Source organism: Streptococcus danieliae (assembly GCF_025447695.1).
GTDB lineage: Bacteria > Bacillota > Bacilli > Lactobacillales > Streptococcaceae > Streptococcus > Streptococcus danieliae.
Genome location: NZ_JAOBSU010000065.1, coordinates 1 through 10,375, shown reverse-complemented (window position 1 = coordinate 10,375; position 10,375 = coordinate 1). Strand labels below are relative to the sequence as shown.

General features: G+C 46.5%; 11 protein-coding genes and 1 pseudogene. 7 read left to right on the top strand and 5 right to left on the bottom strand.

Annotated elements, in window-relative coordinates:
* Positions 1–178: 178 nt before the first annotated feature.
* From lytR to N4310_RS05685, 4 genes are read right to left on the bottom strand one after another with little or no spacing between them, the layout of a single operon-like run.
* The gene (gene lytR, locus N4310_RS05700; protein WP_338092442.1) at positions 179–1,198 is read right to left on the bottom strand and encodes a glycopolymer--peptidoglycan transferase LytR; all 1,020 of its coding nucleotides are present in this window, start codon (positions 1,196–1,198) and stop codon (positions 179–181) included.
* Between the two features lies 1 nt (position 1,199).
* Positions 1,200–1,727: a GNAT family N-acetyltransferase gene (locus N4310_RS05695; RefSeq protein WP_262092423.1), complete on the bottom strand. Its 528-nt coding sequence runs from the start codon at positions 1,725–1,727 to the stop codon at positions 1,200–1,202.
* Positions 1,702–2,160 (bottom strand): tRNA (adenosine(37)-N6)-threonylcarbamoyltransferase complex ATPase subunit type 1 TsaE, encoded by a 459-nt coding sequence (gene tsaE, locus N4310_RS05690; RefSeq protein WP_179924221.1) that lies wholly within the window; start codon positions 2,158–2,160, stop codon positions 1,702–1,704. The genes N4310_RS05695 and tsaE overlap by 26 nt, the downstream gene beginning before the upstream one ends.
* A 25-nt stretch (positions 2,161–2,185) precedes the next feature.
* Positions 2,186–2,800 carry a DUF1361 domain-containing protein gene (locus N4310_RS05685; protein WP_262092422.1) on the bottom strand — a complete coding sequence of 205 codons (615 nt, stop codon included), beginning with the start codon at positions 2,798–2,800 and terminating at the stop codon, positions 2,186–2,188.
* Between the two features lie 85 nt (positions 2,801–2,885).
* On the opposite strand from N4310_RS05685, the gene N4310_RS05680 reads away from it, so the two are divergent.
* The 7 genes from N4310_RS05680 to serS all read left to right on the top strand — a co-directional run bounded on the left by N4310_RS05680 (position 2,886) and on the right by serS (position 9,727).
* Positions 2,886–3,701 (top strand): Cof-type HAD-IIB family hydrolase, encoded by an 816-nt coding sequence (locus N4310_RS05680; protein ID WP_262092421.1) that lies wholly within the window; start codon positions 2,886–2,888, stop codon positions 3,699–3,701.
* 163 nt (positions 3,702–3,864) lie between these two features.
* Complete coding sequence (gene adhP, locus N4310_RS05675) at positions 3,865–4,887, top strand: alcohol dehydrogenase AdhP (protein WP_262092420.1); 1,023 nt, start codon at positions 3,865–3,867, stop codon at positions 4,885–4,887.
* A 170-nt stretch (positions 4,888–5,057) separates the two neighbouring features.
* Positions 5,058–6,047, top strand: a complete 990-nt coding sequence (locus N4310_RS05670; protein ID WP_262092419.1) for a PTS sugar transporter subunit IIB — start codon at positions 5,058–5,060, stop codon at positions 6,045–6,047.
* Positions 6,048–6,067: 20 nt separating this feature from the next.
* Positions 6,068–6,871, top strand: coding sequence for a PTS mannose/fructose/sorbose transporter subunit IIC (locus tag N4310_RS05665; RefSeq protein WP_262092418.1), 804 nt, complete (start codon positions 6,068–6,070; stop codon positions 6,869–6,871).
* Between the two features lie 18 nt (positions 6,872–6,889).
* Positions 6,890–7,801 carry a PTS system mannose/fructose/sorbose family transporter subunit IID gene (locus N4310_RS05660; RefSeq protein WP_160333074.1) on the top strand — a complete coding sequence of 304 codons (912 nt, stop codon included), beginning with the start codon at positions 6,890–6,892 and terminating at the stop codon, positions 7,799–7,801.
* A gap of 46 nt (positions 7,802–7,847) precedes the next feature.
* The gene (locus tag N4310_RS05655) at positions 7,848–8,222 is read left to right on the top strand and encodes a DUF956 family protein (RefSeq protein WP_262092417.1); all 375 of its coding nucleotides are present in this window, start codon (positions 7,848–7,850) and stop codon (positions 8,220–8,222) included.
* A 209-nt stretch (positions 8,223–8,431) separates the two neighbouring features.
* On the top strand, positions 8,432–9,727 hold the full coding sequence (serS, locus tag N4310_RS05650; RefSeq protein WP_262092416.1) for a serine--tRNA ligase: 1,296 nt from the start codon (positions 8,432–8,434) through the stop codon (positions 9,725–9,727).
* Positions 9,728–10,010: 283 nt separating this feature from the next.
* Here serS and N4310_RS05645 read toward each other — a convergent pair.
* Positions 10,011–10,211 (bottom strand): annotated as a pseudogene (locus tag N4310_RS05645) (transposase); the annotation flags it as partial.
* Between the last annotated feature and the right edge of the window lie 164 nt (positions 10,212–10,375).

Here is a 10,375-nt window from a genome sequence, read left to right as displayed (position 1 = left end):
CTGAAAATCTAAATGTTGATTTATCAAGGTTTGAGTGATTAAATTTGAAGAAAAACTGGGGTTTTTAGAGGTCCCCTTTATTTATTTCAACTGTCTACTTGACACGGTACGTATCAAACTTTCGAAATCCTTAACTTAATGACAACAGCCACCAACTACTTGTTTTTTTTGTGCTCTCTTAAGGTTCCATATTTTCCGTATCAGACCCCACACCATTTAGTTCATTCAAGGTAACGGCATTGGTTTTAAGTTTCTCCACGGTATCGAGGCCTAGAGAGCTGCGCAAGGTGTTTTGCATCTCCAAGATGTGGTCTGATTCGACAATCTGGTAGCTGCCTCCATCGGCCAGGGTCGCATCTTCTCCTCGGAGCTGTTCCTGCTTAATCTTGCGGAAAGCATCTTGGTAAACCAACAGTTTTGGAATACTGTTGGACGACAAGTCAATGCTGGTCTGCATATTATTGCTGACGGCACTTAAAATTTCCCGATAGTGGCTGACACTGTTGAGACTAAGCACTTTTTGGACAACCTTCTGAATCACTTCCCGCTGGCGTTGTTGGCGACCATAGTCCCCTTCGGGGTCCTGGTAGCGCATGCGAGCATAGACCAGAGCCTGGTCCCCATTGATGTGTTGCTTACCAGGTTTGACCGTCGCCTTGTATTCTGGCTCCTGCTCCTCAATCGAAATCGGGAAGTCAAAGGTATTGTTAACCTCGATACCGCCCACGGCATCAACCAGTTCAACCAAACCCTGCATATTAATCATGACATAGTGGTCAATCGTGATGTTCATTAAGGATTCAATGGTCGGAATGGCCAATTCAGCTCCGCCCATGGCATAGGCCGCATTCAGTTTAGCCTCCGTCACCTCTCCTTTTTGGGAAATCTTGGTTAGGATATCCCGCTCCAAACTCATCATGGTTGTGTTTTTTTTATCCGGATTAACCGTTACCAGGAGCATGGTATCACTATTCCCCTCCCAAGGATCTGAACGGGAACCACTTCCCGTATCCACCCCCATCAAGAGAAGGGTCATGGGTTCAGCCCGCTCAATCACATCCGACTGCCGGCCAAAATTTTGAAAGGTTTTAGCCAACTGACCCGTTGATTGAAAATAAATCGTCCCTGCATAGGTCCCAAGGCCAATCAGGGTAACCAGAAGAAAGGTTAAGAATAATTTTAAATTCTGTTTAAACATGTTATTCCCTATCTAACACCAGCCCCATCAAGAGGACTGTCTCATACCGACCATCCCAAAGCTGGATCGCCTCTTCCTGCCGACCTTCATAAGAAAAGCCCATTTTCTCATATAAGGCCCTGGCAGCTTGATTTCTTTCTTGAACATTTAAGGATAAACGCCGAAGAGTTGGGGTCTCAGCCAACCAATCGAAGAGCAGCTCAAACAACATGGTCCCGATCCCGTGGCCCCAGTAAGCCTGAGCAACCGCCACAAACACTTCTCCCACATGTCCCAAACGGGGATTGCTGTCTGTCGACAAGTTCAGCAGACCGACCAGCTGATTGTCCAAGCGAGCCACCAAAAACAGCCGCTCCGGATGTTGTAAACTCGACTCCAAGTAGTCTTCCAACTGCTCTGGTGACAAATCTAGACCACTAGGTTCCAAACTGGTTAAATCACTCTCACGCGCCACCTGCCGAAACAACTCCAACAGCTCATCGACATCCGTCACCTGGGCTTCCTCAATCACCAATTCTTGCTGCGGCATCTTTCCAAGCCTCCATCAATTTCTGGCTGCGGGACCCAAGAGCTGCCAGCTCCAGGCGACGACCTTGATCCTCATGATACAGGGTTAAATGTAGGTAATCATTGGGAAGGGCATCGCCCATTAACTCACCCCACTCAATGACCGTGACCCCATCGCCGAAGAGGAAGGCATCCAGATCAATCGAATCCGGATCTCCCTCAATCCGATAAACATCTAAATGGTAGAGCGGCAAGCGCCCCTCGTATTCACGCACAATCGTGTAGGTGGGACTTTTGATCATCTGGTTAATCCCCAACCCCCGCGCAATCCCCTTAGTCAGGGTCGTTTTTCCAGCACCAAGGTCACCGGACAAAACCAGCACATCTCCGACCTCCAGGAGGCCTCCTAATTTCTCACCCCAGGCTATCAGGGTTACTTCATTTTGACTCTTCATTCCCTCATTATACCAAATTCACTTCTTACTTCCTACCTTTTACCCAATCATCGGCTAATAAAAAGAGGCACATGCCTTGAAGGGCGGTGAAACCAAGAATAAAAATAATGTGTTGCCAGCTAAAAACCTCCAGAAAGGTCTGGACCACCAGGTTGGGACGTGTAAAGATATCCCAGGAATTGAGACGAATGTAGCGCCCCACGGTGATGGCCAAACTCGAGAGGCCAGACAGGACCACCGTAGCCAGAATCTCCTGCCAGAGTTTCCAAGAAAAATGCGAACGCATCAGTCGCCAACTCTCCACGCCACACAAGACACCAAAGAAAATAGCAAAGACAAAGCCAAAAAAGAGCTTCTGATTGGCCCGGTTATAAAGCACATCTCCGACCCAATGCATGTGGATCAAGTCCGTCACCATATAGAAGGTGTTGGGGAAAAACAGCAACCACAAAAACCAGGCTCCCCAACGGAAAATCCGATTCTGACTAACCTTGGACAAGAGTGCAAAATCCAGAGCTGTTAAGGCTAAAAACATATTCCAGGTTAGATTGGGACCATTCTGAGTCGCCCCAATCAGAGCCAAGACTGTAAAAATCGCAATAAAAGCTGATTGATAGACAAGCAAAATTCGTTTGTACATAATCCCTCCCTTTGAGTTGCTAACAGTTTACCATGAAAACATTAAAATTTGCTATACTAGGTAAAAGTAAAAAACTGGAGTAGCTATGGAAACAACTAAAATTATTGCCCTCGATCTCGATGGAACCCTCTTAAATGATCAGCAGCAAATCTCTCCTAAAAGCAAGGAGGTACTCAAACAAGTCCAGGACCAGGGCCACAAAATTATCATCACCACCGGCCGTCCCTATCGGTCTGCCATCCCCTACTACCAATACTTAGAACTCGACACCCCCTTGATTTCCTTCAATGGCGCCCTAACCTCCCTGCCAGGTCAAGACTGGGAACACGAACGGGAATACACCATCAACAAAGACTACCTGGTCGACCTCGTTCACAGACAAGACGAGGTTCAAGCCGACTTCATTGTCAGTGAATACCGTAAAAAATTCTTTATTCACCAACAAGAGCCCCAGAATCTAGATCCCCAGCTTTTGGGAATTGAGAAGATTACTAAACAGCACCTGCTGATTCCCCAGAAAATCACCAAAAATCCAAATGCCATCCTCTTTCAAACCCGTTTCCAAGATATCGACCACCTAGCCCAAGATTTAACCCACTACTACCAAGGGGAAATGACTGTCAGCACCTGGGGTGGTCCCTACAATATTTTAGAATGCACTCCCAAAGGTATCCACAAGGCCAATGCCCTCAAACACCTCTTGGCCGTCTACCAAAAACAAGCCTCTGATCTCATCGCCTTCGGCGACCAGCTCAATGACAAGGAAATGTTGGCCTTAGCCGGATCCGGCTATGCCATGCAAAATGCCAATCCCAAACTCCTAGACTACGCCGACCAACAAATCCAATGGACTAACCAAGAGGATGGCGTCGCCCAAAAACTAGGAGAACTCTTCCTATAAATAAACCTTATTTTTGTTCAACCAGTCAGAAGCAAATCCACCTCCTGCTTCTGACTGGTTTCTTTTTGAGTAAAAAGCAATGTAAACGCTTGCGGCTGCAAAACCATTGTGATATACTTAACATATAAAACAGGGGAAGCCCTGAGACTAAGGAGGCTCTAGTATGAAAGCTGTTGTTGTTAATGCAGAAGGCACAGGCGTTGAAGTTGTCGAAAAAGAATTTCGTCCGATTGAAGCAGGGGAGGCCCTGGTCGAAATCGAATATTGCGGAGTCTGCCACACTGACCTCCATGTCGCTCATGGCGATTTTGGAAAAGTTCCTGGCCGTGTCTTAGGCCATGAAGGAATTGGTCTTGTCAAAGAAGTAGCTCCAGATGTTCGCAACCTCAAGGTTGGCGATCGTGTGAGCGTGGCCTGGTTCTTCCAAGGCTGTGGAAGCTGTGAATACTGTACCACCGGCCGCGAAACCCTTTGTCGCGACGTCAAAAATGCAGGATATTCCGTAGACGGGGGTATGGCCAAACAATGTATCGTCACAGCCGACTATGCAGTAAAAGTTCCTGACAAACTCGACCCAGCCCAAGCTTCTTCCATCACCTGTGCGGGGGTTACTACCTACAAAGCCATTAAAGAAGCCAATGTGCAGCCAGGGCAATGGGTGGTTATTTATGGCGCTGGGGGTCTGGGTAACCTAGCGATTCAATATGCGAAAAAAGTTTTCAATGCCCATGTCATTGCCGTCGATATTAATCAGGATAAACTAGACTTGGCCTTGGAATCTGGGGCAGACATCAGCCTGAATGGCCTAGAAATCGAGGATATTCCCGGAAAAATCATGGAAATCACCGGCCTTGGAGCCCACGCTGCTGTTGTCACAGCTGTTTCCAAAGTGGCCTTTAACCAGGCTATTGATTCCCTCCGCGCTGCTGGGGTCTTAGTCGCTGTTGGGCTGCCATCTGAATACATGGATCTCAGCATCGTCAAACTTGTTTTGGATGGCATTAAAGTTGTCGGCTCTTTGGTCGGAACCCGTAAAGATTTAGAAGAAGCCTTCCAATTTGGAGCCGAGGGCTTGGTAGTACCAGTTGTTCAACTACGCCCAGTCGAAGAGGCTACAGCTGTCTTTGATGAAATGGAGGCCGGTACCATCCAAGGCCGTATGGTGCTAGACTTCAAAAACGCTTAATCCATTTTCTATAGGTAGGGGATCAGCCCCTACCTTTTTGTTGTGGTTTTTTCACTTGTCTAGGATTTTTTGAAATTACTTGACATTTTCTTGAAATCGCTTTACAATGAGATAGCTTAAACATTTCTTAAGGATTTAAGTTTCAAATATTTTTTAGGAGGAGACCAATAATGAGTATTGGAATCATTATTGCTAGCCACGGTGAATTCGCTGCCGGCATCCACCAATCTGGATCTATGATCTTTGGAGATCAAGAAAAAGTCCAGGTTGTAACCTTTATGCCAAGCGAAGGACCAGACGACTTGTATGCCAAGTTTAATGACGCTGTGGCTGCGTTTGACGCAGAGGACGAGGTCCTTGTCCTAGCTGACCTTTGGAGTGGATCTCCCTTCAACCAAGCTAGCCGCGTTATGGGCGAAAACCCTGAGCGCAAGTTTGCCATCATCACTGGTTTGAACTTGCCAATGCTAATTCAAGCCTATACAGAACGGATGATGGACCCAGCTGCAGGTGTTGAAGCCGTCGCTGCTAACATCATCAAAGAAGCCAAAGATGGTATTAAAGCACTTCCTGAAGAGCTAAACCCTGCTGACGAAGCAGCTTGGGCAGCAGCTGGACCTGTTGCCCAAGCTGCAATCCCAGAAGGAACAGTGATTGGCGATGGCAAGTTGAAGATCAACTTGGCGCGGATCGATACCCGCCTACTTCACGGACAGGTTGCAACTGGTTGGACACCGGACTCAAAAGCAGACCGGATTATCGTTGCATCCGATTCTGTTTCACAAGATGAATTGCGTAAAGAGTTGATTAAACAAGCAGCTCCTGGTAACGTCAAAGCCAATGTTGTCCCAATTCAAAAATTGATCGACGTTTCCAAAGACCCTCGTTTCGGAAACACTCACGCGCTTATTTTGTTTGAAACACCGCAAGATGCGCTTCGTGCCATTGAGGGCGGTGTTCCGATCAAGACCTTGAATGTTGGTTCCATGGCTCATTCAACTGGTAAAACAATGGTTAACAACGTTCTATCCATGGACAAGGAAGACGTTGCAACCTTTGAAAAACTACGGGAACTTGGCGTTGAATTTGACGTCCGCAAGGTTCCAAATGACGCGAAAAAAGATTTGTTTGACCTCATTTCTAAGGCCAACGTTCAATAATAATAGAAAGGACATAAACCATGTCATTGATTTCTGCAATTTTGGTTATCCTTGTTGCCTTCCTAGCTGGGCTTGAAGGTATCTTGGACCAATTCCAATTCCATCAACCACTTGTTGCTTGTACCCTTATCGGTCTTGTAACAGGTAACCTTACAGCAGGTATTATGCTGGGTGGTTCCCTCCAAATGATCGCCCTTGGTTGGGCTAACATTGGTGCCGCTGTCGCACCTGATGCAGCCCTCGCTTCTGTCGCTGCTGCGATTATCCTCGTTCTGGGTGGCGATACTTCCACACGTGGAATTGCTGTTGCTCAAGCCGTTGCGATTCCACTAGCCGTAGCTGGTCTCTTCCTCACCATGTTAGTGCGTACCGTTTCTGTCGGTTTAGTACACGGGGCTGATGCAGCTGCCAAAGAAGGGGACATCGCCAAGATGGAACGTTACCACTACATCGCTCTCCTTCTTCAAGGACTTCGGATTGCGGTGCCTGCTGCCCTCCTTCTAGCAATCCCAACTCAAGCCGTGCAAGCTGCACTTGAAGCCATGCCAGCTTGGTTGTCTAATGGTATGGCCATCGGTGGTGGTATGGTTGTAGCCGTTGGTTATGCCATGGTTATCAATATGATGGCAACTCGTGAAGTATGGCCTTTCTTCGCCATTGGTTTTGCACTTGCAGCCGTTTCTGACCTCACCTTGATTGCCCTTGGTGCGATCGGTGTTGCGCTTGCCTTCATCTACTTGAACTTGTCTAAAAAAGGTGGTTCAGGTGGTGACAGCGCTGCTACTTCAACAGACCCTATCGGGGACATCCTAGAAGACTATTAAGAAAGGGGACTTACAAGCATGTCTGAAAAGCTTCAATTAACTAAAAATGATCGTCAGAAAGTCTGGTTGCGTTCCACTTTCTTGCAAGGTTCCTGGAACTACGAGCGGATGCAAAACTTGGGTTGGGCTTACTCTATGGTTCCAGCCATCAAACGCCTCTACACTTCTAAAGAAGACCGTGCGGCTGCCCTTGAGCGTCACATGGAGTTCTTCAACACACACCCATACGTCGCTTCACCAATTCTTGGGGTAACGCTAGCCTTGGAAGAAGAGCGTGCACGTGGCGCTGAAATCGATGATGCCGCAATCCAAGGAGTTAAAATCGGGATGATGGGACCTTTGGCCGGGATCGGAGATCCAGTCTTCTGGTTTACTGTTCGTCCTATCCTTGGTGCCTTGGGTGCTTCCCTAGCCCTCTCTGGAAACATCATGGGTCCAATCATCTTCTTCGTATTATGGAACCTAATCCGGATGGCCTTCCAATGGTATACACAAGAATTGGGTTACCGTGCAGGATCTGAAATCACCAAAAACATGTCTGGTGGTATCCTTCAAGACATCACCAAAGGAGCTTCAATCCTTGGTATGTTTATCCTTGCCGTCTTGGTTCAACGTTGGGTATCAATCAAATTTGCCTTCAACGTTTCTGAAGTTCAACTAGATGAAAAAGCCTATATCCACTGGGATCAACTTCCTGAAGGTTGGGAAGGTATCCGTGAAGCCTTCGCTCAAGTTGGCTCAGGCCTTTCTCAAACACCAACTAAGGTTACCAGCTTCCAGGATAACTTGAACAGCTTGATTCCTGGTTTGATGGGACTTCTCCTTACCTTCCTCTGCATGTGGTTGCTTAAGAAGAAAGTTTCCCCAATCACCATCATTTTGGCACTCTTTGTTGTCGGAATCCTAGCTCACGTAGCTGGTATCATGTAATTCTTAAGGTGGGCTTAGCCCACCTTATTTTTCTAAAGGAGTAATCATGGTTCAATCCCTTAATACAACTATTGAATTCCAAGCAAAGGGTCAATCCTATCTGGGCATTGGCGGGCAGGTTGGGACTTTCTTAGTTGGCAATAAGGCCCTCGAATTCTACAACGACCGCAATGTACAAGATTTTATCCAAATTCCTTGGGAAAATATCCACAGTATTGGGGCTAATGTTAGCCGGAACAAGGTTAGTCGGCATTTTGAAGTCAGCACCGATTTAGGAAATTTTCAATTTGCTTCCCCCGACTCCGGCAGGATTCTCAAAATCGCTCGTCAACACATCGGGGATGAGAAAGTCGTACGACTCCCAACCTTAATCCAATTGACCTGGAAAAAAATTCGGCAAGCCCTTGCCAAAAAAGACTAGTTTGGTTATAATGAAATAAACGGACAAGTACTCTTACTTCTTCTTTTAGAGAGTCTGCGGTCGCTGCAAGCAGATAGAAGTAGAAGACGAAATTCTACCGTTGGACTTTTTTAATGAGTAATCAAGGCACACGATGTGAAGTTGGATGGAACCGCGTTTTGACGCTCCAGCATAAACATGCGTGTGTTTTTTCATACAGGAGGTTTTCTATGCTAGATTTAAAACAACTTCGAACTAATTTTGCGGCAGCCCAAGCCAAATTGGCAACACGGGGTGTAGATGCTGCTGTTCTGGACAAGATGAAGGAACTGGATGAGCAACGCCGCGAACTACTGGTTCAAGTCGAAGAAGAAAAAGCCAAGCGTAATACTGTTTCTGCGGAGATTGCCCAGGCTAAACGCAACAAGGAAGATGCTGCTGACAAGATTGCTGCCATGCAGGCTTTATCTGCTGAAATCAAGGAATTGGATAGCCGCTTAAACAGCATTGACCAAGAACTACAAGAAATTCTGGTGACCCTACCAAATCTTCCCCACGATTCTGTTCCCGTCGGGGTAGATGAAGAGGACAATGTCGAAATTCGCCGCTGGGGTCAAGCACCAGCATTCGACTTTGAACCCAAAGCTCACTGGGACCTGGGAGAAGATCTAGGCATTTTGGACTGGGAACGTGGTGGTAAGGTGACTGGCGCTCGTTTCCTTTTCTACAAAGGACTCGGTGCTCGTCTAGAACGCGCGCTCTACAACTTTATGTTGGATGAGCATTTGGCAGAAGGCTACACAGAGGTAATTCCGCCTTATATGGTCAACCACGATTCCATGTTTGGAACCGGCCAATATCCAAAATTCAAGGAAGATACCTTTGAATTGGCGGACAGTAATTATGTCTTGATCCCAACTGCGGAAGTGCCCCTCACAAACTACTACCGTGGTGAAATCCTTGAAGCCAAGGAACTACCGATTTACTTCACAGCTATGAGTCCATCCTTCCGTTCTGAAGCCGGATCTGCAGGTCGTGATACCCGCGGCTTGATTCGTCTGCACCAATTCCATAAGGTGGAGATGGTCAAATTTGCCAAACCAGAAGATTCTTATGAAGAATTGGAAAAAATGACCCTCAATGCGGAATCCATTCTCCAAAAACTCGGCTTGGCCTATCGCGTCTTAGCTATCTCTACGGGAGACATGGGCTTCTCCGCAGCCAAAACCTATGACCTGGAAGTTTGGATCCCGGCGCAAAATGCCTACCGTGAAATCTCCAGCTGTTCCAATACAGAAGACTTCCAGGCCCGCCGGGCTCAAATCCGTTACCGTGATGACGCGGATGGGAAGGTTAAACACGTCCACACCCTCAATGGGTCAGGACTTGCTGTTGGTCGGACTGTTGCTGCTATCTTGGAAAACTACCAAAATGCTGACGGCTCCGTCACCATCCCTGAAGTTCTCCGACCTTACATGGGTGGAATTGAAAAAATCGGCTCTTTGTCAACTGTAGTGGGTGACTAGAATAGTAATAGTGACTATATTTAATTTTAAGTATAGTTACTATTCAGATTCTTAGGAATCCTTATGAGAGTGGTGCGGGTCAGATAGCATAGTATGCTATCTGAGTTATAAGATATAGAGAGCACAGCTCTCTACAAAGCAGCCACTATCAAACGGCTAATTGATTCAATTCCTGAATCAATTATTACTAAGCTTTGAGCTTAGGTCTCAAAGCTTCCGTCATCCGCATGGCATGCGGATGATTCCACCACAGATAAGGATTCTTTTTTGAATCTGTTTAGTGTTACTCAATAGCTATAGAACTCGATAACTGAACACGGGAGAGTACAGTATAGGTGCTCTCCCTTTTTATGTTCTGATTCACATAAATGCGTTTCTTGAAGTTCTCAAAGTTTCTAAAACCAAATGCGTTTCTCTTAATGACTTTAATGAGGTTATTGGTTGCTTCCAAACGTGCATTGGAATACGGATAGTCAAATGAGTTGAGAATAAACTTCTTATTTCTTATAAGGGCACCTCTAAAAACCAGAAGTATTCCGTCATATAAAAAAAGAAGGGACTCTTGCCCTCCAATTTCCAGCAAAAGTCCCTGTATTTCCTACTTTTCTATCCCGATTATCGGGAGAATTCTGATTTTTGGGCGCACTA